This window comes from Sorangium sp. So ce385, from assembly GCF_051474135.1.
Classification (GTDB): Bacteria; Myxococcota_A; Polyangia; order Polyangiales; family Polyangiaceae; genus Sorangium; species Sorangium cellulosum_D.
The window spans coordinates 9,270,742-9,293,161 of record NZ_CP150337.1 but is presented as its reverse complement, the minus strand read 5'-3'; the positions used below and the strand labels follow the sequence as shown (position 1 = coordinate 9,293,161).

The following is a 22,420-nucleotide window of genomic DNA, read 5'->3' as shown; positions in this document are numbered from 1 at the left end:
GTATTGGATCTCTGCCACAAAAACTGCCCAAAGGGGGACAGGAACTGCAAGAACGAGTGTATGCAGGAATACGGGAGATGCCTGAGAGACTGCGACAGGAGGTGCAAGTGATGATCGAGCTGACGTTCAAGGTGACGCCAGACGGCGACGAACCGCGCGACATCTTCGTTCGGATCCACGAGCCGACACGAAGCCCTCCGGAAGAAGAGTGGCCTTGGTCCGTCACTGTAGATCTCGATGGGCGCCCATTTACTACACACGGAATGGATCCTCTCGATGCGGTCGAGACGGGGGCCCGGCACGCCGCGATCGTGTTGCGCGAGATCCATGGCGATGCGCTCGACCCGCCCCTCGAACCGCGAATGAAGGAGGGCGAATGAGCGACCCACGAATACGCCAAGCCTGCCCATCGTCGGGACCGAGGCGTACTCGGCTTCAGCCCCCCGGGTGCGGCTCGACGACGAACGCCTCGCTCGGCTGGAAGAGCTTGCGTGATCCGTTAGGCGGGATCGCCGTCGTCTCCTCACGCCACGCGATCCGCTACGCGCCGATGCCTAGCCAGTGTGCAATCGCACGCCGGAGAAAGAACGTCCAACGCGAGTTCGGTAGGGCCCCCGCGCCGCCCCACGAACATCCACATCCTGGGGCCGGGCAGCTCGGAGTGACGTCCTCGAGGCCCAGCCCCGCCCCGTGAAAGTAAATTCCCTCGCTCGGGCCAGGACGGTTATTCTGTGCTCCCATGCCCCCGTCCTCCGACCCGCCGCGCCGCTTCCCCGAGACCTCCTGGGGTCTGGTCGGAAAGGCCGGCGAGCCGCTCACCCCCGAGGGGCGGCAGGCGCTGGCCACGCTCTGCGAGCTGTACTGGTACCCCGTCTATGCCTTCGTGCGCCGTCGCGGCGCGCCGGCCGACGAGGCGCGGGACCTCACCCAGGGTTTCTTCGCGCGCCTCCTCGAGCGGAACGACCTCGCCATGGCCGACCAGAACCGCGGCCGGTTCCGGTCGTGGCTCATCGCCTGCGTCAAGCACTACGTCGCCAACGAGCGCGAGCGCGCCCGCGCCCAGAAGCGCGGCGGCGACGGCGCGCTCCGCGGCTTCGACGCCGAGCGCGCGGAGCAGCGCTATCAGGCAGAGCCGGTGCGCGCGCACGCGGCGGGACACCTGCTCACGCCGGAGGCGCTCTACCAGCGGCGCTTCGCCATGGACCTGATCGAGCGCACGCTCACCGTGCTGCACGATCATTACGCGCAGACCGGACAGGCGCGGGTCTTCGAGGCGCTCAGGGGACGGCTCACCGGCGAAGAGGAGGAGCGGCCGCACAAGGAGGTCGCGGCGGCGCTCGGCATGAGCGTGGAGGCGGTGAAGACCGCGACCTCCCGCCTGTACGATCGCTATCAGCGAACCTTCCGCGAGGAGGTGGCGCGCACGGTCGCGCGCGTGGAGGACGTGGACGACGAGCTGCGCGCGCTGCGCCTCTCGCTGAGGGGGGATCCATCGAATGACGGGTAACCTTCACGGATGGATCCGGAAGGACGGGTGATGGATCGTGGAGCCCACACCGCTGCCGCTCAGGTCCTGACGGTCCGCGTCTGCCCGACATGCCGGGAGGCCATCGAGCCCGACGCGCCGCACGGCCTCTGCCCCTCCTGCTTGATCGCCCGCGTGCTCGACCGCGCCGCAGCGCCGGCCGCGCCCGACCCGCCTGGCCAGGACGACAGCCCTCTTCCGTCGTTGCGCCTCGGCGCGTACGAGATCCTCGACCGGCTCGGCGCCGGCGGGATGGGCGTGGTCTACCGGGCCCGGCAGATCCGCGCCGACCGGATCGTCGCCCTCAAGATGCTCCCGGGCGGCCCCTTCGCGAGCGCCACCGCGGCGCGGCTGTTCCAGCGCGAGATCGAGGTCGTCGCCCGCCTGGATCACCCGAACGTCGTGCCGATCTACGACGTCGGCGAGCACGAGGGCCGCGCCTATTTCACGATGAAGCTCATGGCCGGCGGCGCCCTCTCCGCCCGCCTGGAGCGCTACCGCGACCCGCGCCGCGCCGCCGCGCTCGTCGCGAAGCTCGCCCGCGCCGTCCACGAGGGGCACCGCCAGCACATCCTGCACCGCGACCTGAAGCCCGCGAACATCCTCTTCGACGAGGCCGAGGAGCCGTACGTGGCGGACTTCGGCGTCGCGAAGCAGCTGGGTCACGAGTGCGGCACCGTGACGGGCGACCGCGTGGGAACGGCCGGCTACATGGCGCCCGAGCAGGCGATGGGCCACGCGAAGCGGGTCACGCCGGCGGCCGACATCTTCAGCCTCGGCGTGATCCTCTACGAGCTGCTCACCGGCCGCCGCCCGTTCGACGGTCCGACGCCGCACGAGACGCTGCAGCGCACGGCCGAGGAGGAGCCGACCCCGCCGCGCTCGGTGCGGCGCGACCTGCCGCGCGACCTCGAGACGATCTGCCTGACGTGCCTGCGCAAGGAGCCCGAGCGGCGGTACGGCTCGGCCGAGGCGCTCGCCGAGGATCTGGAGCGCTGGCTGCGCGGCGAGCCCGTCGCGGCGCGCACGCCGGGGCGGGTCGAGCGCGCGCTGCGATGGTGCGCCCGGCACCCGGCCGCGGTGGCGCTGATGCTCGCGGCGACGCTGGCGTTCGGGGGCGCGGTGGCGACGGCGCGCGCCCAGGAGGAGGCGCGGCGGCAGGAGGTGCTCGAGGGCAACGTGTACGCGGCGCGGGCGGTGGCCGGCGCGGTGCTCGCGCAGCTCTGGCACTACGGCGTGCTCGTCTCCCGCGCGGCCGCCGATCCGCGCGCCGCGGCGCTCGTCGAGCAGCCGCACCTGCCGGCGCTCGAGGCGCTCCGCGAGGCGTACGTCGGCCAGCACGGAGGCCCCTCGCTGGTCACCTGGTTCGTGGTCGACCGGAACGGCGTGCTGCTCCTGCACTGGCCGCGGGCGTCGGCGCCCCGGGGGACGTACGAGTTCCGCAACTACTTCCAGGGCGCCCGGCGCCTCGCCGAGGGGCCGGATCCCGGCGTGGCGTACGTCTCCCGCGCCTTCCAGTCGGAGACCGACCACAACCACAAGTTCGCCCTCGCGTCCCCGATCCGCAGCGCCTCCGGGGAGTTCGCCGGGGCGCTGATCGCCACGATCGCGACGGACTCGCGGCTCGGCGCGCTCCAGCTCAGCGATGGCCGCCGCTTCGCCGCGCTCGCGGCCCGCCGCGATCAGGAGCGCGGCGGGCCGGCGCCGGCGAGCGATGCGTTCACGGTGCTGGTCCACGACGGCCTGGAGCACGGCGAGGGCGCCGCGCTCCGCAGCGCGACGCTGAGCGGGCTCCTCCCGGCGCCGGTCACCGGCGCGCCCGCGCTGGAGCAGCTCCGGCTGCCGCCGCCCGAGCTGGTGGCCTCGGTGGACGACTTTCGCGATCCGCTCGCCGAGCGCGATCCCGTGAAGTACGGCGGCGCGTTTCTCGCCGGGATCGCGCCGGTCGGCCACACCGATCTCGTGGTCATCGTCCAGAGCCGCGCCGACGAGGCCGTGGCGCTCGACGCCGACCCGCGCCTGCGGCTCGTGTCGTGGAGCGGCGTCGCCCTGGCCCTGCTCGGCCTCGCCTTCGCGGCCGCGTCGGCGGCGCGGCGCCGTCGCCGCCGGCGCATGGCGGACGAGCGGTAGGCGCCGGCCGCGCCCGCCGTCACGCGTCTTCGGGTCGGGCGCCGAGCCGAGCGCGGATCTTCGCCTGCACGTCCAGCGGAAGCGAGCGCAGGTAGTCCTCGGGGAGCAGCCGCAGCACTTCGTCGGGAACCAGGAGGAGCCGCTCCTCGGGGGTGAGCCCCGCGACCCGCTGCTCGGGTGGCAGGCCGGCGAGCCGCTGCTCGGCGCCCTCAACCTCGGTCACCGTGGGGCAGCTCCGGCGCAGGACAAGAACCATGAGCGCGCGAGCGGCGTTTCAACGACGCCGCTCTACCGCATTGCGACGATGCGTAACCTTTCATCTCGGATTCTTCAGGAGCAGGCGAGTCGTGTCGATACCGGGGCTGCGCGGACGCGCTGCGCCCGAATTCCGCCAACATCCGGGTTGCGCGCGGACACTGCCGCGCGGCCCCGAGACCGGAGATCCCATGAACCCGCAGCAGGCCGAGATCTGAGCGCGCCTCGAGGTCCTCCCGCTCGACGCGGAGGGCGCCTCCTTCCCGTTCACCGCCCGCCTCGCCGCGGACAACGGCTGGCCCGCGCCGTTCGCGCGGCGCGCGGTCGCCGAGTACCGTCGCTTCCTGCTCCTCGCTGCGACCGCGGACGACCCGGTCACACCCTCGGACGGGGTCGATCAGGCCTCGGTGAGGCCGCGCAAAGTTTGGGCAGGATGCCCGGATCACGGCGAGGGGCCCCGCCCGCCAGGCGCGGGCGAGGCTCCGCCGTGCCTACATCGGCCGAACGCGGGTTACCTCGCACGCGTCAGAGCACAGGTCCACGCCGGCGTGAGTGCCGCCGCACACCAGCCGCGACAGCCGAGGTCTGGATCAAATGGCTTGGCAATGCTGGGCAGACCATGTAAGGGTCCGGCATATCATCAAATACCCTTGACGTGATCGCGATGGCCATTCGCGAGCTGACGGTGCAGGCACGATGACCCGGGGGGCGCGTGGATATCGAGGGAATGCAGGCTGAGCTGGAGCGGCTCCGCCGTGAGATCAAGGCGTTGGAGCAGCGCGCCGAGGCCGCGGAGGCGCAGGCGGCCCTGTACCAGGGCGTCTTCGAGCATCTGCCCGTCCCGTCGGCTCTCTACCGCGCCGACGGCGTCCTGGCGGACATCAATCGCCGGAACCGCGAGATGCTGGCCGTGCCGTCGAAGGAAGCCATGGTCGGCAAGCACAACATGTACGAGGATCCGGTGGCCGTGGCGGGCGGATACACCGCCCATTTCGATCGGGTGATCCGGAGCGGCGAATGCGCGATCATGCCGCCGACCCCGTATGACACGGCCGACGCCGGCCTGGAGCGCGCCGAGGACCGCACCGTCTGGACCGAGACCAGGATGTCGCGGGCCGACGTGGGCGGCGCGCGCTACGTGATCGGGATCAACCTCGACGTGACGGACAGGATGCGCGCCGAGAAGGCGTACCAGGACGGCGCGGCGTTCGTCACCGCGATCGTCGAGCACGCGCCCAGCGCCGTCTACGTCAAGGGTCTGGACGGCCGCTACGTGCTCGTCAACAGGCACTTCGAGCGGCTCATGGGCCTCTCCCGCGAGGCGGTGCTCGGGCGCGTCGCTCGCGACGTCGTGCCGTCGGAGCTCGCCGAGCGTTTTGCGCAGTCGGAGCGGCAGGTCATCGCGACGGAGGCGCCGCTCGTCGTGGAGGAGCAGCTCCTGCTCGAGGGCCGTACCCATCACTTCGTGACCACGAGGTTCCCGCTGCTCGATTCACGAGGGAGGCTGTATGCGGTGTGCGGCATCTCCGTCGAGGTCACCGAGAGCCGAGCGGCCGAGGCCGAGGCTCAGCGGCTCCAGAACGAGATCATCCAACTGCAGGAGGCCAGGCTGCGCGCCCTCTCCACGCCGCTGCTGCCGATCGCGCGCGGCGTGGTGGCGATGCCGCTCATCGGCAACATCGACGCGCCCCGGGCGCAGCAGGTGCTCGAGACCCTGCTGGAAGGCGTCGTCGCCCACCGGGCCTCGATGGTGATCCTCGACGTCACGGGCGTGCCGACCATCGACACCCAGGTCGCCAGCGCGCTGGTGCGGACGGCGCGGGCGGTGAATCTGCTCGGCGCGCAGGTGCTCCTGACGGGGATTCAGCCCGCGATCGCGCGGGCGCTCGTGGAGCTCGGGGCCGATCTGGGCGGGATCCTGGTGCGGTCCACGCTCGATTCGGGCATCGCGTACGCCCTCGCGCGCGGCGCCGGGCGCGTGAGCGGGCAAGCCCGCGGGTCGTCGAGCGGAGGCGACCCCTTCGATGGGCGGCTCGAGCACCGAGCACGCTGAGCGAGCGAGAGATGAACCGCCAAGGCGGACGCGCCGGCCGCGTCCACCGCGGCGTTTCCCCTCCGCAGCCGGTGCGGCGCGCGCACATCCCGAAAGGCGATGGGCGCGTGCGACCCCGCGTGGCCCGCGGCCCGCCTACTTGGCGAACGTCGACCCGTTCCAGACGTAGCGCACCGGCTGCGCTCCGCCCCACGGCAGGAGCAGCGGCTCGAAGCCGCCGACAGGGCCCTTGTCCTGGTTGAACGGATACGTCTGCTCCGTCCACTCGACGGCCCGCCCGGGGGCGAGCTCGATCCCCACCTTGTCGTCCGCGCGCACGAACTTGAGCTCGCCGACGATCTTCTTGTCGCCGATGCTGCGCCCGACCTCGGCCGCGAAGACCCGCTGGATGCCGTCGCCCTCCAGCCGGAAGATGAGCACCACGTCGCGGTCCACGGTCGCGGCGCCCGCCTCCTTGGGCGCCGCCGCGCGGACGGTGCCGTGGACGATGATCTCCGCCTTGCCGTCGCCGGTGAGATCGAGCGCGCGCACCGAGCGGATGTCGCCCGGAGCGGCGAACTGCGCCAGCGTCATGAACGCGTACCCCGTGCCGCCCCGGAAGCCCTTGCCGAACACGACGAGGTCGCGGTCGTGCAGGAGCACCCGCTCGGGCTCGCGACCCCCGGCCACGTCGGCGCCGAGGTCGAACCGCGGCTTGCTCGACGACGCCCCGCGGTCGCGCCGGTAGAGCGCGTACACCTTGTCGAGCATCTCGGCGGGCGACAGCCCGGCCGGCTTCGCCGCGCCCCGCGGCTCCTCGGCCCGCGCCGCCGCCGGGCGCGCGGCCGCGGTCGGCGCCTGCCGCTGCTCGCTCGCCTTCGTGAACACCCCCCCGGTCAGCTTGTAGAGCTGCGACTTGATCGGCCCCCACGGCAAGAGCAGCGGGTCGTACGTCTGCTCCACCCCCTCCGCGTAGTTGCTCGCGTCGTACCGGGTCGCCTTGCCCGGCTCGACGCGGATCGCCATCTTCGCGCCGTCGGGCACGAGCTCGACGTCGTTGACGACCGAGCCCTTGTCCGTCGAGATCGCGACCTCGTGCTGGAAGATCGGCTTCGGCGTGTCGCCGGCGCCGAACTGCAGCACGTGCATCACCTCGCGGTACTTGGCGCCGGTGCCCGTGCGCTTCCTCAGGATGAGCTCGGCTTGGCCGTCGCCCGTCAGGTCGCGCGCCGTGAGCGACGGGACCATCCCCTCGCTGGCGTCGACCCCGAGGTCCTCGAAGTAGTACTGCGCGCCCTTCCGGAACCCGGGGCCGAGGACGACCAGGTACCGCTCGTACACGGTCACCCGCTCCCGCATCGCGTCGCCGGCGACGTCGGCGACGAGGTCGTACTTCGGGGCGCTGCGGATGCCCTTGCTCCTCAGCAGGCCGTCGATGACCGCGAGCTCGGGCTCGGTCGCGAGCGGCGACAGCGACGTGTACGCCTCCGAGGCGGCGCTGCCGACGATCGCGTCGACCCCGCCGGCGCCGTCGGCGTCGTGGACGAAGAGCCCCGCCCGCAGCCCGACCCGGGTCGTCGCCGCCTCGGGGAACGCCGACCAGGGGATGCTCGCCTCGAGCGTGTACCCGCCGCTCCGCGGCGCCTCGATCACCTTCGCCCCCGCCGCCGTCTTGCCGCCCGGCAGCTTTACGCTCCCCGCGGTCTTGCCCGGCTGGCCCGGGTAGAGCGCGACCTCCTGGACCTTCCCGCCCGGGAAGCCGAGGACGAGCTTCACGTGGTCCGCGCCGCCGCGCAGCGCGTCGTCGGTCACGTCGGCCGCCACGTAGACCCGCGCGTCGTCGTAGGCGATGGCCACCTGCGCGGCGAGGTCGGCCTTGCTCGGCTTGCCCTTCACCTTGACGCCGAGGGAGGTGAGCGCCACCGGCCACTCCTTCGGGATCCCGTCCAGCTTGAGCCATTTCGACTCGACGAGCGGCGCCGCGATCGGCGCGCCGGCGGCGAGGGCGGGGGAGGGCGCCGCGGCTGCCAGGGCGACCAGCGCGGCGAGCGCGGCCGGCGCGAGCGCGGCGAGGCGGGATCCGAGGGCAGGCGCCCCCGGCGCACGGAGGAAAGGTGTTCTACGTCTCATAAGCTCGGGTTTGGACGCCTCTCCGCGCCCGCTTGTTCTTACCACGGGCACTTTGTTTCCGGATCGCTCCGCGCGGGGGGCCCGCGGCCGCCGCGACGCTCGAAGCCGCTCCGCCGCCGCGCGAAAACAGCGCCCGGCGGCGATCTCGGGGCGGCGGGGCGGCGACCTCGCGCGGCGGGGCGGCGACCTCGCGCGGCGGGGCGGCGACCTCGCGCGGCGGGGGAGAGGCCGGCGGCGCCGGCCCATGTCGGCGAATCAGCGGGGGCCGGCGGAGGCGGGGAGACGGGCGGGGCCGGCGTCGACCGGCCGGATCCGGCGGTACACGAGCTTCGCGATCTCGACCGCCGGCACGATGAGCGCCGAGAGGACGAGCAGGACCATCCACTCGTGCGACGACATCGCGTACGTGCGGAAGACCGGGCGCAGCGCGGGCACGAGCAGCGCGATCAGGTGGATCGCCGCGCTGGCCGCCACCGCCACGAGGAGCGGGAGGCTGACGAGCGGCTTCGACGCGAAGATCGAGATCACCGGGCTGCGGCAGCTCCAGGCGTGGAAGAGCGGCGACAGCGCGAGCAGCGAGAAGGCGACGGCGCGCGTGCGGAGCAGCGCCTCCTCGGTCTGCTCCGACGTGGCGTAGAGCGCCACGGCCGCGAGCCCCATGAACGCGCCGACGTACAGGATCCCGAGGTAGTCGCGCTTGACGAGCAGGCCCTCGTCGCGCGGCCGCGGCGCCTCGGACATGAGCTGCGGATCCGGCGGATCGATGCCGAGCGCGAGCGCCGGCAGGCCGTTCGTCACGAGGTTGATCCAGAGGATCATGAGCGGCGTCAGCGGAGGCCACTTGCCGAAGAACGAGACCACGAACACGGCCACGAGCAGGCCCATGTTCGACGAGAGGAGGAAGAAGATGAACTTCTGGATGTTGCGGTAGATGGCGCGCCCCTCGCGCACCGCCTCGACGATGGTCGCGAAGTTGTCGTCCGCGAGCACGAGGTCCGCCGCCTGCCGCGCCACGTCCGTGCCGCCGCGCCCCATCGCCACGCCGATGTGCGCCTCGCGGAGCGCGGGCGCGTCGTTCACGCCGTCGCCCGTCATCGCCACGATGTGGCCGTGCGCCTTGAACGCCCGCACGAGCCGGAGCTTCTGCTCCGCCGTCGTCCGGGCGAAGACGCGCAGGTGCATGATCCGCCGCGCGAGCTCCTCGTCGCTCATCGCCGCGAGCTCCGCGCCGCTGAGCGCCTCGTCGCCCTCGTCCCAGAGCCCGATCTCCTTGGCGATCGCCGTCGCGGTGAGCCGGTGGTCGCCCGTGATCATGACGGCGCGGATGCCGGCGCGGCGGCACTCGGCCACCGCCTCCTTCACCCCCTGCCGCGGCGGGTCCATCATCCCGACCAGGCCGAGGAACGTGAGCTCGCGCTCGATGTCGTCCTCGTCGTGGCTGACCCGCACGCGGCGGCAGATCGCGAGCACGCGCAGGGCGGCCTCGCTCATGCGATCGGCCTCGGCGATGATCGCGCGCCGATCGTCCTCGGTCAGCGCCCGCACCCCCTTGTCGTCCGCGAACTTCACGCAGAGAGGCAGGAGCACGTCGACGCTCCCCTTCACGTGCGCGATCTCGCGGCCGCGCTCGTCCCGCGTGATCACCGTCATCCGCTTGCGATCGCTGTCGAAGGGCAGCTCGTGCACGAAGGCGTGCGACGGCGCCACCGACTCGCGCGACTGGCCGCCCTTCGCGGCCAGCGTGAGCAGCGCCCCCTCGGTCGGGTCGCCGACGATGTTCCAGCGGCCCGTCGCCTGGTCCTCGTTCAGCGACGCGTTGTTGCAGAGCGCGACCGTCGCGAGCAGGTAGCTGAGGGGCGCCGACAGATCGACGACCTCCGCGCCGGCCTCGTCGCGCAGCGCGCCGGCCGGGTTGTACCCCTCGCCGGACACGGCGTAGCGGTGGCCGCCCGCGTACACGTTGCGCACGGTCATCTCGTTCTGGGTCAGCGTGCCCGTCTTGTCCGACGCGATGATCGTCGCGGCGCCGAGCGTCTCGACCGCGGGCAGCTTGCGCACGATCGCCCCGCGCTTCGCCATGCGCTGCATCCCGAGCGCGAGCGTGATCGTCGTGATCGCGGGCAGCCCCTCGGGGATGGCGGCCACGGCGAGGCTCACGCCCTCGAGCAGCAGCTCGTGCCACGGCCGCCCGCCCCGGATGAACCCCCAGCCGAGGAGCACCGCGGAGAGCGCCAGGCACACCCGCAGGATGATCGCGCCGAAGCGATCGAGGCGCTCCTCGAGGGGCGTCTTCTGCTCGCCGACCGAGCGGATCATCTCGCCGATGCGGCCGAGCTCGGTGTTCACGCCGGTCGCGGTCACGACCGCGCGCCCCTTGCCGCGCACGACGCTCGTGCCGGTGAAGATCATCGTCACGCGGTCGCCGAGCGGCGCGTCGCGCGCGACCGGGGCGAGGGCGTCCTTGACCGCGGCCGCGCTCTCGCCCGTCAGCGCCGCCTCCTCGGTCGCGAAGCTGATCGTCTGCACGAGCCGCGCGTCGGCCGGGACCGCGTCGCCCGCCTCGAGCTCGAGGATGTCGCCGGGCGCGACGTCCTCGGCCGCGATGACCACGGTCTTGCCGCCGCGGCGCACGCGCGCGCTCGGCGCGCTGAGCTTCTGGAGCGCCTCGAGGGCCGCCTCCGCGCGCCGCTCCTGGTAGTAGCCGAGGAACGCGTTCAGAATGACGATGAGCAGGATGGCGATCGCGTCGCCGAACCTGTGGAGGAAGCTCTCGTGCTTCTCGGCGGTGAAGCCGACGACCACGGCGATCGTCGCCGCGGCGAGCAGCGTGAGGACGAGCGGGTTCGCGAACTGCTCGAGGATCCGGACGAGCGCGCTCTTCTTCTTCGTCTCGGGCAGGAGGTTCTTCCCGTGCTCCGCGAGGCGCTTCTGCGCTTCGGCCTCGGAGAGGCCGCCGGACGAGCTGACGCCGACGCGCTCGAGGAAGGCGCCGACCTCTTCGGCGTGTACGGGGATGGGAGCGGCGGGGGCGGCGTTCGATTCGGGACGGCGGAGCGCCGTAGCGGCTTGGCTCATGGGCGGGCGTGCTCTAGCGCTTCATCCTGGCTTGTTCACGTTGTTCTTCGGCCTCGAGCTCCGCGATGGCCGCCGCGAGCTCGTCCTGCTCGGCCTGGGGCATGGCGGTCGGCGCGCCGCCCGCGCCGCCCGCGCCGGCCACGCGCACCTGCGGCGGCGTGGCGGCGGGCGGCGGCTCGGGCGGGAGCACGCCCATCTTCCGCTTGAGCGCGAGCAGCTCCTCGTCCGCGCCCGCCGTCGCCTCGAGCTGCCCGAACCGGTGCGCCAGCGTGTCGCCCGTGTACTGCTCGGCGATCTCCCCGGCGGCCTCCGCCTCGGCCTCGATCTGATCGATCTTGTTCGACATCCGGTCGAACGTCTCGAAGGCGGAGGCGTTGTTCAGACCGCTCATGGTCTCCTGGATCGCCTTCTGCGCCTCGGCCCGCTTCTTCCGGGCGATGAGCACGTTCTTCTTGCGCTTCGCCTCCTCGATCTTGTTGTTGAGGAGGCGCAGCGCCGTCTTCAGCTGGTCGACCGCCTGCTTCTGCTTCTGCCACTGGTCCTTGTAGGTCGCGGCGAGCTGGTCGTGCTCCTTCTTGCGGTTCAGCGCCTCCTTGGCCAGCGCGTCGTCGCCCGCCTTGATGGCGAGCATCGCCCGGCGCTCCCACTCCGCGGCGTTGGCCGCCTCCTGCTCGGCCTGCTTCGCCAGCCGCTTCTCGTCGGCGATCGAGACGGCGACCTGCTTCTTCGCCTCGATCAGCTGGTTGGCCATGTCGATGACGACCTGGTTCAGCATCTTCTCGGGGTCCTCCGAGCGGCTGATGAGGTCGTTCAGGTTCGACTTGATGAGGGTCGCAAGGCGCGCGAAAATTCCCATAGATCAGCTCCAACTCTCGGGTAGCGCAGGGTCGAAAGGCGCGGCAGGTCAGCTCAGCGCGAGATCGTGCAGCACGGGGACGTGGCGGGCGAGCGCGAGATCGATGTCGCTCAGGATCGCCTCGAGCTCGTTCATGTCGAGGTTCTCGAGCTCCAGCGCCGCCGACAGGACGATGGTGCCGGCCTCGATCCCGTACGAAGCATGCATCAGGTCGGTCGCGTTGTACTCGAGCAGGCGGCGGAAGAGCTTGGTCTGGTGGGCGTCGTCTGCGGGCACGGGGCCGATCGAGACGCGCACCGCCACGATGGGTGGATCGATGCGGATCGCGATCGGCGGCGCGCCAGCGCCCCCCGAGACGAGGTAGGTACCGGCGTCGTTCTCGAACCGGCGATCGAGCTGCAGGAGGTAGGTTTCGACGTCCTCGGCTGTGCGCGGCATGGCGCGGCGAGCCTACAGAATCATGGCGCATCGGGCTAGTGCCGCCGCCCCTCGGGTTCTCCCGGGATTCCGCGCTGCGGCGCGGGCTCGGGCCGCGCCCGCCGAACGCGCGCCGCGCGGCCGTGGTCCTCCGAACCGACGTGCGCCCCGGCGCCGGCTCCCCTGGACGCGCCCGCCGGCGCGGCGCCTCGTCCGTTTCGTGCTTGCTCGGCGCGCCGCCGCGCCGTCCCGTGCCGCGCGCGGGCCCCCGCTTCGTGCTTGCTCGTCGCGCCGCCGTGCCGTCCCGTGCCGCGCGCGGCCCCCGCGCCGCGCGGTCGCCACGGCCGCTCCGCTCCACGCGCCGCCGCGTCGTCGGGAGCCGCCGGCGCCGCCGGCGCCGCCGCGAGCCGCGCGCCGCTTCACGCGCCGCCGCTTCACGCGCCGCCGCTTCGCGCGCCCGACGTGATCGGTTCCGCTCGCTCCGGGAATCACGGGGTTTACCTGGACGCTCGCTTTTTTCTCACCTGTTTGGGATTGGCGGTGGTACGGTCCCGATCCAGGTTACGTGGCGATCCACCCGGGCGACGTTGTTGCTGGCTACCGAGTCACCCGCTTGCTCGGGCGGGGGGGCATGGGCGAAGTCTGGGCGGCGACACGGGAATCGGACATGCAGCAGGTCGCCATCAAGGTCCTGCTCGCGCGCGCCGCGATGAAGCCCGACCTCGTCCGGCGCTTCGACCGCGAGGCCAAGATCGCCTCGGCGATCAAGAGCCCGTACGTCTGCCAGCTGCTCGAGGTCGGCGAGACCGAGGACGGCGCGCACCTGCTCGTGTTCGAGCAGCTCGACGGCGAGTCGCTCGCGGACCGGCTGAAGCGCGAGCAGTACCTGCCCTTCAGCGAGGTCGGCCCGATCATCGACGACGTGCTCCAGGGGCTCGTGGCGGCGCACGCCGCCGGCGTCATCCACCGCGACCTCAAGCCCGGCAACATCTACCTCGAGCACCTCGGCCTGCCCGATCGGCGTGAGCGCGCGAAGATCCTCGACTTCGGCATCTCCAAGCTCACCCGCCGCGAGAAGGAGGAGCCGACGCTCACCGCCTTCGACGCGACGCTGGGCTCGTTCGCGTACATGGCGCCGGAGCAGGTGCGCGGCGCGGCGCGGGCCGACGAGCGGGCCGACATCTACGCGGTCGGCGCGGTGGCCTTCCGCGCCCTGTCCGGGCGGCTGCCCTTCGAGGGCGCGACGGCCGCGGTGCTCGTCGCGATGAAGCTCGACCGCCCGGCGCCGTCGCTCGCCGAGGCGACCGGCGAGAAGTGGCCGGTGGGCATCGAGCGCTTCCTCGAGCGGGCGCTCGATCGCCGGCGCGAGGGGCGCTTCAGCACCGCGGCCGAGGCGCTCGCGAGCTGGCGCGCCATCCAGCCGGCGAACATCACGCGCGCGGTGCGCCGCTCGCAGCGGAGCCGGTACCCCTCGGAGCTACCCGACGCGTTCCTGGAGGACAACCCCACGGTCGTCGACGGCCCCCCGACGATGACCGAGAACGGCGGCTTCGCCGATGTCGGCCCGAGCTCGATGCCGCCGCCGCCGCCGAGCAGGACCGGGGGCTCGATGCCGCCGCCGCCGAGCAGGACCGGGGGTTCGGTGACCCCGGCGCCGCCGAGCAGGACCGGGGGCTCGGTGCCGCCGGCGCCGCCGAGCAGGTCCGGCGCGGTGCCCCCGGCGCCGGGCAGGTCCGGCGCGGTGCCGCCGGCGCCGCCGAGCAGGTCCGGCGCGGTGCCGCCGGCGCCGCCGAGCAGGTCCGGCGCGGTGCCGCCGGCGCCGCCGAGCAGGTCCGGCGCGGTGCCGCCGGCGCCGCCGAGCAGGTCCGGCGCGGTGCCGCCGGCGCCGCCGAGCAGGTCCGGCGCGGTGCCGCCGGCGCCGCCGAGCAGGTCCGGCGTGGTGCCGCCGGCGCCGCCGAGCAGGTCCGGCGCGGTGCCGCCGGCGCCGCCGAGCAGGACGGGGGCCGCAGAGATTCCCCGGCCGGAGGGCCCACCTTCGCGCCGCAAGACAGAGAGGCATTGAGTTGCTCGACGCCACGGTAGGCACGAAGAACAGGGTCGAGGTGCGCGGCGGGCGCATCCGCCCGACGAAGTCGTCGGCCGCTCGCGGCGGCGGATGGCTGGAGATCGGCACCGATCCCGTCATCGTGGGCCGCAACGCGGCCTGCCAGCTGGTCCTCGACGACGCCAAGGTGAGCGCGGTGCACGCCGAGTTCGTCGCCACCGAGCAGGGCGTCCGCGTGCGCGACCTCGACAGCAGGAACGGGACGTTCGTCGGCGGCGTGCGGGTCGGCGACATCTACCTGCTCACGAGCACGAAGCTCCGGCTCGGCGAGACCGAGATCCAGTTCGAGCCGCTGCGCCCCGAGCGCATCACCGTCTCGGCGATCCCGTCGTTCGGCCCGCTCGTGGCGAGCAGCCCCGGGATGCGCGCCATCTTCGAGCGCCTCTCCAAGATGGCGCCGACCGATCTCACGGTGCTCATCACGGGCGAGACCGGCACCGGCAAGGAGCTCGTCGCCCAGGCGCTGCACCAGGCGAGCGCCCGCTCGAAGAAGCCGTTCGTGGTCGTCGACTGCGGCTCGATCCCGCCGACGCTCGCCGAGGCGACGCTCTTCGGCCACGAGCGCGGCGCGTTCACCGGGGCGGTCGACAAGCGCCTCTCGCCGTTCATCGAGGCGGACGGCGGCACGATCTTCCTCGACGAGCTCGGCGAGCTGCCGCTCGAGGTGCAGCCGAAGCTCCTCCGCGCGCTCGCCGAGCGCCGCATCAAGAGCGTCGGCGGGTCGAGCTACCGCGAGGTCGACGTGCGGGTGCTCGCGGCGACGCGCCGCGACCTCGTGCGCGCGGTCAACGGCGGCAACTTCCGGAGCGACCTCTACTTCCGCGTCGCGCAGATCAAGATCGAGCTGCCGGCGCTCCGGCAGCGCGTGGAGGACATCCCGGTGCTCGTCCGCCGGATGCTGAAGGATCTCGGCGACGAGAGCGCCTACGAGCGCGTCTCGAACAGCACGCTCGAGCGGCTGATGCGGCACGACTGGCCGGGCAACGTCCGCGAGCTCAGGAACGCGGTCGCCGTCGCGTTCGCGCTCGCGGGCGAGGGCGAGGAGATCGACATCGCGGCGCACCTCGGCGCGCTCACCGAGACGCCGGTGCACGGCAACTCGTCGCCCTCGATCCACCCGTCCGCCGGCGGCGGCGGCGCGTTCAACGGCTCGTTCGCGTCGCTGAAGGGCCGCCAGTTCCAGGAGGCGAAGCGCGACGTGCTCGCGCGGTTCGAGCGCGACTATTTCGCCGCCCTGTCCGAGGAGGCGAAGGGCAACGTGAGCGAGATGGCGCGGCGCGCGGGCATGGAGCGGGCGCACGTGCGGGCTTACCTTCGCCGCCACGGCATCGGCGCGAAGCAGGAACAGGAGTGAGCGACGCGGCGCGGCGCGGCGCGGCGCGGCGCGCTGCCGGCCGGCGCTCCGGGTGAGCCGGCGCAGCGGGAAGGTGCGTTGCGCGGCGCGCTACGATGACCGCTGTGTGCGTCGTACGAAGGCGCAGGGGCCGACTTAGTTAGGCTGACGAACTTGTTCGTGGCCATGAGGCTCAGGCCGCGGGGAGGCCCTGCCGGCTGCTGCGTGCGTCTCACGAAGAGCGGTACGCGACTTAGTTAGGCTGACGAACTTGTTTGTGGCCATGAAGCTCAGGCCGCGGGGAGGCCCTGCCGGCTGCTGCGTGCATCTCAGGAAGCGCCGCGGGCGACTTAGTTAGGCTGACGAACTTGTTCGTCGCCATAAGGCCAGCCGCGAGGAGGCCCTGCCGATGACTGCGTGCGTCGCACAAAGCGCGGGGGGAGGCATTAGTTAGGCTAACGAACTTGTTCTGGCCACGAGGCGCAGGCCGTGGCCACGGGGCGCAGGCCGCGGCCGCGCGGCGACCTGCGTCACACGGCAGCGGCTTTGTCGTCCCTGCCGGACGGCGCGCTCTCGTCGGTCTCGAACAGCCCCTCCAGCTCCTGCGCGGCCTGCCTCGCGGCCTCGATGAGCTTGGCCTCGTCGTTGTGGACCGCGTGCCCGCGGAGGAGCACCCGCTCGTCGTGGGCCCTGAACCGCTCGACGATCGCGCGGGCGTCCGGCGCGCGCATCCCGAGGCCCTCCAGCACACGCGCCGCCACCTCGAGCGACGACCGGAACGTCTCCCGCTCGAGCAGCTCCACCCCGATATCCATGAGCTGGTACGCGTGCTGGCGGTTGCGGGCGCGCGCGTAGATCTGGAGCTCCGGGAAGTGCCGCTTCACGATCTCTGCCGTCTTCACCGAGGACGCGACGTCGTCGATCGCCAGCACGAAGATCTTCGCCTTGTCGGCGCGCGCCGCGCGGAGCAGGTCGAGCCGGGAGGCGTCGCCGTAATAGATCTTGTTGCCGTACTTGCGGACGAAGTCGACCTGCGTGGCGCTCGCGTCGAGCGCGGTGAAGGGGATCTTCCTCGTGCGGAGGACGCGGGAGACGATCTGGCCGAAGCGGCCGTATCCGGCGATGATGACCTTGGGGTCGCCGTCCTCGATCGCGTCGAACTCCCGCGCTGGTCCGGCCCGCCGCCACCGCTGGAGGAGCAGGTCGCCGAGCGCGATGACGAGCGGCGTGATCGCCATGGACAGGGTGACCACGACGACCAGGAGGTCGGCGAGGAGCCTGTCCATGATGCCCTGCCCCGCGGCCAGACCGAAGAGGACGAAGGCGAACTCGCCCCCCTGCGGGAGCGCGAGCGCGAGGTCGCGCGCGGAGCCCACGGCGTGCCCGCTCGCCCTGCCGAGGGCGAACAGGACGGCGGCCTTGAGCGCCATCATGCCGAGGACGAGCCCGAGGACGAGCAGCGGCCGCTCGATGAGCAGGCCGATGTTCGCCGACATGCCGACGGCGATGAAGAAGAGCCCCATGAGCAGCCCCTTGAACGGCTCGATGTCGGCCTCGAGCTCGTGGCGGTACTCCGAGTCGGCGAGCAGCACGCCCGCCATGAAGGCGCCGAGCGACATCGACAGGCCCACCTGCACCATGAGGAGCGCCGTGCCGAGCACGACGAGCAGGGCCGCGGCGGTGAAGATCTCGTGGGCGTGGGCGGCGGCGATCGCCCGGAAGACGGGGCGCACGAGGTAACGGCCGCCGGCGACCACGGCGAGCAGCACGGCCACCGCCTTGATCGACGAGGCGAGGGCGCTCCCCTCGGCCGGGGACCCGCCCCCCGGGCCGAGCAGGGGGAGCAGCGCGAGCAGCGGGATGACGGCGAGGTCCTGGAACAGCAGGATCGCGAACGCGGAGCGGCCGTGCTGCGCCTGCATCTGGCCCTTCTCGGCCAGGATCTGCAGCACGAACGCCGTGGACGAGAGCGAGAGCCCGAGGCCGGCGATGGCCGCCGTGTCGGCGCGGTGACCGAGCGCGACGCCGATGAGCGCGATGAGCGCGCCCGTGACGGCGACCTGCGCGCCGCCGAGCCCGAACACCGCGCGCCGCAGCACCCAGAGCCGGGACGGCTGGAGCTCGAGGCCGATGAGGAAGAGGAGCAGCACCACGCCGAGCTCCGAGAAGTGGAGGATGTTCTCGACGTCGGTGACGATCCGCAGGCCCCAGGGGCCGATGAGCGCGCCTGCGACGAGGTAGCCGAGCACGGCGCCGAGGCCGAGCCGCTTGAACAGCGGCACGGCGACCACGGCGGCGCCGAGAAAGACGGCGGCGTGAGAGAGCAGACTCATGCGTCGTTAGGTCTCCTTGGGCTCCGCGTCCGGAGCGCGGCTCCGCGTCCGGAGGGTGCGCCGGACGAGGCGGCGCGCCTAGCGCAAAGCAGGGAGGCCCTGATGCGGGCGGGGCGCCGCGGCCCTACCCTTTGTGGATGACGACGCGCGACGAGATCCGCAGCGCCGGCGGGCCCAGCGGCGCGACCGCGACGACCGCGATCACCCCCGAGGTCCCGTTCCAGCCGGTGCCCGGGCCGCCTGCGGAGCCAGGGCAGCCCGGGCCAGGTCTCCCCGGCAGGCCGGCGCCGGAGGCGCCAACCCCGCCGGGGAGACCCGGGCCGGAGATCGTGCCCCCGACCGAGCCGGGGCGAGAGGTGCCGCATCACCCCGAGCCGCCGCGGCCGGAGCGTGAGGTGCCGCACGAGGTCCCGCCCGCCCCGCACGCCCCCGACAAGGGACCGCCGGCGAGCCCCGAGGTGCCGACGCCGCCGGGTCAGCCGCGGCCGGAGATCCTCGTGCGGCGCGCCTCGGCGGTACGGGCCGGCGCGGCCCCGTGATAAGCACGATCCGCCATGCAGATCGAGCTCATCGCCACGGCAAGCGAAGATTCCGCGTACCTGCCCCGGGTGGGGCTCGGCACCCTCGCGGCGCTCACGCCCCCCGAGGACGAGGTCATCTACACCGACGACGTCGTGCAGCCCTTCGATCTCCAGCGCGACGTCAAGGACGTCGATCTCGTCGGCATCAGCGTCGACAGCAAGACCGCGCGCCGGAGCTACGATATCGCCGCCGCTTACCGCAGGCGCGGCGTCAAGGTGGTGCTCGGGGGCATCCACCCCACGGCCTGCCCCGACGAGGCGATGCAGCACGCCGACGCCGTCGTGGTCGGCGAGGCGGAGGACGCGTGGCCCGTCCTGCTCGCGGACGCGAAGCGCGGCGAGCTCAAACCGATCTACCGCCCCGAGCTGCCGAACCTGGCCGGCAGGCCCCCGCCGCGGCGCGATCTGTTCACCTCCAAGAAGTACATCCCGTTCCAGGTCGTGCAGACGATGCGCGGCTGCCCTTACCCGTGCGAGTTCTGCAGCGTGTCGACGGCGAACGGCACCACGATGCGGTTCCGCCCGACCGACGAGGTGCTGAGCGAGCTCAGGTCGCTCGGCAAGCTCATCATGTTCGCGGACGACAACGTGATGATCCACCGGGCCTACTCGAAGGAGCTGTTCACCCGGATGGTGCCGCTGAAGAAGCACTGGATAGGCCAGTGCTCGCTCGCCGCGGTCAAGCGCCTCGAGAACGTGAAGCTCATGGCCGAGAGCGGGTGCAAGGCGCTCTTCATCGGCTTCGAGAGCATCGACGAGGAGACGGTCAAGTTCACCGGCAAGCGGCAGAACCGGCCCTCGCAGTACAAGGAGACGATGGCGATGCTCCACGATCACGGCATCTCGGTCTGGGGGAGCTTCGTCTTCGGGTTCGACACGGACGATCCCGAGGTGTTCGATCGCACCGTGGAGTTCGGCATCGACATGAAGCTGACGATGGCGCTGTATGCCATCCTCACCCCGTACCCGGCGACGCAGCTGTACCGCCGCCTGAAGGCGGAGGGGCGCCTCACCGACGAGCGCTGGTGGCTGCGCCGCGACCACGACGCCGGCTCACCGTATTTCGTGCCCAAGCAGATGTCCCGGGAGCGGCTCCGGGAGGGCTGGGTGTCGGCGTGGACGAAATTCTACGCGCCGTCCTCGATATGGCGCAGGTTCACCCTGACGCGACAGTCGAGCTGGATTCAGCTGGCCGGCTTCTTTCCGCTGAACTTCATGCAGCACACGCTGGCGCACCGGAAGATCGCGGGCGGCGAGCAGCGCTTCCGGTCCGGCGTGCACATCGAGGAGACGGCCGCTCCGCCCGCGGCGCAGCCGCAGCAGGGGCCGCAGCCGCCGCAGCCGGCGAGGACCAGGGGCGGCCGGCAGCTGCCGATCGTCGGATAGCCTCCGCCGGCGGCCGGCGCGCGTCCGTCCCGCATTCGCCGCCTGCAAGCGGCAATGCAAGGCCACAGCGCTCTCCAGGGTCGCGGTGACGCGGTGTTCCGGCGCGGCGCTCCTCGGCGTGACAGGACGCCGCGCGTCGGCGGCGGGAGCGCCCGCGGCCTTCGTCGAGCGCCCGCGGCCTTCGTCGAGCGCCCGCGGCCTTCGTCGAGCGCCCGCGGCCTTCGTCGAGCGCCCGCAGCCCTCACCGAGCGCCCGCGGCTCGCGATCGCCGCAGCTCGCCTGACATGTGAGCCTGTCGACGGCGTCTGGATCAGCGGCCGCGCACCATTCGCGGGCCGCGTTTCCCCGCTGCGCTACAGTAAAGTTGTCGGTTGCTGATTTTGCTACACTCGCGTGAGCTCTGGAATGCCGGGGTGGCGGGCGGGGGTGGATCCGCTTGGTCACTGCATTGCCCTCGAATGGAGGTCTCATGGGTCGACTTCGTTTCTCGTCCTCGCTCCTCATCCTCGTGGGCGCTGCGGTGTCGAGCGCCGGCATCGCGGCTGGCTGCAGCGCGACGGGCAAGCCCGGCGCGTTCAACCCGAGCGGAGGTGGCGACACCGGGGTGGGGGCGGCCGGCGGCCTGGGCGGGGCCGGCGGCGAGGCGGGAGAGGGCAGCGGCGTCGGCGTCGGCGGCCTCGACGGGCTGGGCGGGCTGCTCAACACCGATGGAGGGCAGGAGGGCTCCCCCGACGTGACGGTGAACCCGTGCGGGAGCGCGTGCGGCGACCAGGAGCTGTGCGCCGGCGCGAACCTCGGCCTGGACGACGATTGCGACGGCGAGATCGACGAGGAGTGCCCCTGCGTCCCCGGCCAGGCGCACTCCTGCTTCCGCGGGGATCCGTCGTTCCGGGACGCCGAGGGCTGCTACCCCGGCTCCCAGCTCTGCGACGAGACCGGCACGTGGGGCCCGTGCGTCGGCGGCGTGCACGCCGACGATGGCTGCTATTCGAACAGCTCCATCGCGTGCCACCCGATCCAGTCGCCGCCGTTCGCCGACGTCGATCTCAAGCCCGGCACGGGCATCTTCAGCGCGGATGCGGTCCCGGGGTCCGAGGTGTGGACGGTGGAGTGCCCCGAGGGCGTCGACCCGTGCCCCGGCGTGGGCGGATCGGACCCGGCGGACGATTTCAAGCCGCTGCAATCGGGCGAGTATACGGTCACGTACACGAAGCGCGTCTCGAGCGGCGAGACCCAGAGCTGCCAGTACCCGCTCTTCGTCGGCGCGGGCGGCCTGCGCGTCGAGCTCCAGTGGGAGCACGACTTCGGCAACGTCGATCTCGACCTGCACCTCCACAAGCCGAACAACACGCAGCCCTGGGCGACGTCGGGCTCGCCCGCGGACTGCGGCTGGAACAACTGCACCATCGAGCACTTCGTGGACTCCTCGGAGATCCGCTGGTTCAGCAACACCGCGACGGCGCCGGATCCGGTGAACTGGTACCTCGACCCGGTGGAGAGCAACAACACCTGCTTCTTCGCGCCTCGGGGCGTCGGGGAGGAGTGGCGCGATCTTGATCGCGGCTGCCACAACCCGCGGCTCGACCTCGACAACCGAGAGTGCGATCCCACGGTGAGCGATCCCGACGACCCGGATTTCTGCGCGCCCGAGAACATCAACATCGACTTCCCGCCGAAGGGCCAGTGGATGCGGATCGGCGTGCATTACTACGGTGGCCGGGTGACCAAGGATATCCACCCGCGGATCAAGATTTTCTGCAACAGCACCCTCGGCGCCGACCTCGGGCCCACGGGGTTCTTCAGCCCCGAGCGGCCCGTCACCTTCACGCCCGAGGACTCGGGCAGCAGGTTCTGGCTCGTGGCCGACGTGCTCTTCCCCGAGCCCGACGAGTGCGGTCAGGCGAACTGCATCGTCCAGCCGATCTACCGGAATGAGGACACGAAGACGCCGCTCCTCACCACCGAGGCGTACGTCGAGTCGAGCTTCGGTCCCGACTACCCGTCGCTCCCGTGACCGGCGGGCGCGCCGCGCGCCCCGCGGATGGCCCCGAGCGGCCCGATCCCAGCGAACGAAAGCGAGGAGCCCTGTGCAGGCCTTCGAGCGAGCTCGACCGGTCGCTCGACCGCTCGACCGCGTAGCACCGCGGCTCGTCGAACCGAGCCTGCCCCCGTGTCCCGCGCGCCGGCGCCCCGAGGCGCACTGCCGCGCTCGCCGGGCCGATGGGAATCTGTAGTGGTTCGCCTGATAGTGATTTGCCTGACT

15 protein-coding genes are annotated in these 22,420 nt (G+C 72.2%); 9 read left to right on the top strand and 6 right to left on the bottom strand.

Annotated features, from left to right (window positions below):
* The first annotated feature begins 110 nt into the window (after positions 1 to 110).
* From WME83_RS33725 to WME83_RS33715, 3 genes are all read left to right on the top strand, one after another.
* Entirely contained in the window at positions 111 to 380 is a 270-nt protein-coding gene (locus WME83_RS33725; protein ID WP_437313820.1) for a hypothetical protein, read from the top strand.
* A gap of 359 nt (positions 381 to 739) precedes the next feature.
* Positions 740 to 1,507, top strand: coding sequence for an RNA polymerase sigma factor (locus tag WME83_RS33720; protein ID WP_437313819.1), 768 nt, complete (start codon positions 740 to 742; stop codon positions 1,505 to 1,507).
* A gap of 30 nt (positions 1,508 to 1,537) precedes the next feature.
* Complete coding sequence (locus tag WME83_RS33715) at positions 1,538 to 3,655, top strand: serine/threonine protein kinase (RefSeq protein ID WP_437313818.1); 2,118 nt, start codon at positions 1,538 to 1,540, stop codon at positions 3,653 to 3,655.
* Positions 3,656 to 3,674: 19 nt separating this feature from the next.
* On the opposite strand, the gene WME83_RS33710 is transcribed toward WME83_RS33715, so the two are convergent.
* The gene (locus WME83_RS33710) at positions 3,675 to 3,878 is read right to left on the bottom strand and encodes a hypothetical protein (RefSeq protein WP_437313817.1); all 204 of its coding nucleotides are present in this window, start codon (positions 3,876 to 3,878) and stop codon (positions 3,675 to 3,677) included.
* A 759-nt stretch (positions 3,879 to 4,637) separates the two neighbouring features.
* Between WME83_RS33710 and WME83_RS33705 the strand changes: the two genes are divergently transcribed.
* On the top strand, positions 4,638 to 5,963 hold the full coding sequence (locus WME83_RS33705) for a PAS domain-containing protein (protein WP_437313816.1): 1,326 nt from the start codon (positions 4,638 to 4,640) through the stop codon (positions 5,961 to 5,963).
* A gap of 135 nt (positions 5,964 to 6,098) precedes the next feature.
* Here WME83_RS33705 and WME83_RS33700 read toward each other — a convergent pair whose 3' ends face one another.
* The 4 genes from WME83_RS33700 to WME83_RS33685 form a co-directional block, all read right to left on the bottom strand.
* Positions 6,099 to 8,072 carry a hypothetical protein gene (locus WME83_RS33700; RefSeq protein ID WP_437313815.1) on the bottom strand — a complete coding sequence of 658 codons (1,974 nt, stop codon included), beginning with the start codon at positions 8,070 to 8,072 and terminating at the stop codon, positions 6,099 to 6,101.
* A gap of 255 nt (positions 8,073 to 8,327) precedes the next feature.
* Complete coding sequence (locus WME83_RS33695) at positions 8,328 to 11,147, bottom strand: cation-translocating P-type ATPase (RefSeq protein WP_437313814.1); 2,820 nt, start codon at positions 11,145 to 11,147, stop codon at positions 8,328 to 8,330.
* Positions 11,148 to 11,160: 13 nt separating this feature from the next.
* Positions 11,161 to 12,003 (bottom strand): PspA/IM30 family protein, encoded by an 843-nt coding sequence (locus tag WME83_RS33690; protein WP_437313813.1) that lies wholly within the window; start codon positions 12,001 to 12,003, stop codon positions 11,161 to 11,163.
* Between the two features lie 48 nt (positions 12,004 to 12,051).
* Positions 12,052 to 12,441: a hypothetical protein gene (locus WME83_RS33685; protein WP_061626275.1), complete on the bottom strand. Its 390-nt coding sequence runs from the start codon at positions 12,439 to 12,441 to the stop codon at positions 12,052 to 12,054.
* Between the two features lie 544 nt (positions 12,442 to 12,985).
* On the opposite strand from WME83_RS33685, the gene WME83_RS33680 reads away from it, so the two are divergent.
* Both WME83_RS33680 and WME83_RS33675 read left to right on the top strand, forming a co-directional pair.
* Complete coding sequence (locus WME83_RS33680) at positions 12,986 to 14,482, top strand: protein kinase domain-containing protein (RefSeq protein ID WP_437313812.1); 1,497 nt, start codon at positions 12,986 to 12,988, stop codon at positions 14,480 to 14,482.
* A 1-nt stretch (position 14,483) separates the two neighbouring features.
* Positions 14,484 to 15,878 (top strand): sigma 54-interacting transcriptional regulator, encoded by a 1,395-nt coding sequence (locus tag WME83_RS33675; RefSeq protein WP_437313811.1) that lies wholly within the window; start codon positions 14,484 to 14,486, stop codon positions 15,876 to 15,878.
* 509 nt (positions 15,879 to 16,387) lie between these two features.
* On the opposite strand, the gene WME83_RS33670 is transcribed toward WME83_RS33675, so the two are convergent.
* On the bottom strand, positions 16,388 to 18,190 hold the full coding sequence (locus WME83_RS33670) for a monovalent cation:proton antiporter-2 (CPA2) family protein (protein WP_437313810.1): 1,803 nt from the start codon (positions 18,188 to 18,190) through the stop codon (positions 16,388 to 16,390).
* A gap of 137 nt (positions 18,191 to 18,327) precedes the next feature.
* On the opposite strand from WME83_RS33670, the gene WME83_RS33665 reads away from it, so the two are divergent.
* The 3 genes from WME83_RS33665 to WME83_RS33655 all read left to right on the top strand — a co-directional run bounded on the left by WME83_RS33665 (position 18,328) and on the right by WME83_RS33655 (position 22,171).
* Positions 18,328 to 18,729 (top strand): hypothetical protein, encoded by a 402-nt coding sequence (locus tag WME83_RS33665; RefSeq protein ID WP_437313809.1) that lies wholly within the window; start codon positions 18,328 to 18,330, stop codon positions 18,727 to 18,729.
* Between the two features lie 15 nt (positions 18,730 to 18,744).
* Complete coding sequence (locus WME83_RS33660; protein ID WP_437313808.1) at positions 18,745 to 20,157, top strand: B12-binding domain-containing radical SAM protein; 1,413 nt, start codon at positions 18,745 to 18,747, stop codon at positions 20,155 to 20,157.
* A gap of 469 nt (positions 20,158 to 20,626) precedes the next feature.
* Positions 20,627 to 22,171 carry a hypothetical protein gene (locus tag WME83_RS33655; protein WP_437313807.1) on the top strand — a complete coding sequence of 515 codons (1,545 nt, stop codon included), beginning with the start codon at positions 20,627 to 20,629 and terminating at the stop codon, positions 22,169 to 22,171.
* Positions 22,172 to 22,420 lie beyond the last annotated feature (249 nt).